Origin of the sequence: Brevibacterium sp. R8603A2 (genome assembly GCF_023072605.1) — a bacterium.
Lineage (GTDB): Bacteria > Actinomycetota > Actinomycetes > Actinomycetales > Brevibacteriaceae > Brevibacterium > Brevibacterium pityocampae.
In genome coordinates this window covers 1-767 of record NZ_JALLGN010000043.1, presented here as the reverse complement: position 1 = coordinate 767, position 767 = coordinate 1, and the positions used below count along the sequence as shown (strand labels likewise).

Genomic DNA, 767 nt, shown 5'->3' with positions numbered 1-767 from the left:
CATTCGGCGCTGCACTACCGGCCGCCGATCGAGGCGCATTCTGATTGGATCAAACAGCAGACCACTACAGGCGTGGCCGCATAGGAAACCAAGAAAAGAAGCCTCTACCAAACCCAGGGCTTGACAGCACCCCGGTCCCCGCCAGCACCTCGCGGACCGCCACGCCGAGGGCGACGAAGTGGGCGTCGGTGGCGCCCGGGTCACGCAACTGCACCACGGTGACTCCGCCCGCGACCGCAGCCTGCACGGTCGCGGGCACCCCCCGTGGGCCGCACAAACCGGTGTCGGTGACCAGGTAGAGGCTGAGGTTCACCGGTCGGCGGGTCACCGGAGCACCACCTTCTCGGTCAGCTCCTGCGGGTTGAGGGTGGCGAGAGAGTCCAGCAGCGCAACGGCGAAGCTCCCCGGCCCGGCGGCACGCTCGGCCGCGACCTCGGCGGCCACGGTGTACGTCGCGGTCGCGGCCGTGGCGGCCAGGAGCGGGTCGTCGGTGGTGGCGGCGAAGGCAGCCATGAGCGCGCCCAGCGCGCACCCACCGCCAGTGACCTGGGTCAACCATCGATGGCCGTTCCCCTTACGGGCATGCGATCTGGGCTGACGCCTGTGACCGAGTGTTCAGTGCGCGTTGTATAGTTCAGTGCATGCTGACTATTGCTTCGCGTCTCGACGTGATGAACCGCCTGGGTCGTGCACTGGCCGACCCCACTCGATCCCGGATCATCTTGACCCTGCTCGACCATCCCGCTTACCCGGCGGAACTGGCCCGA

General features: G+C 67.9%; 1 protein-coding gene and 2 pseudogenes. 1 reads left to right on the top strand and 2 read right to left on the bottom strand.

The features are described from left to right. Positions 1-64: 64 nt before the first annotated feature. Positions 65-313, bottom strand: coding sequence for a thiamine phosphate synthase (locus tag MTQ12_RS14815; RefSeq protein ID WP_348983884.1), 249 nt, complete (start codon positions 311-313; stop codon positions 65-67). 11 nt (positions 314-324) lie between these two features. Further along, positions 325-570: pseudogene (locus tag MTQ12_RS14810) on the bottom strand (hydroxyethylthiazole kinase); the annotation flags it as partial. A 71-nt stretch (positions 571-641) separates the two neighbouring features. Between MTQ12_RS14810 and MTQ12_RS14805 the strand changes: the two are divergent. After that, positions 642-767 (top strand): annotated as a pseudogene (locus MTQ12_RS14805) (transcriptional regulator); the annotation flags it as partial.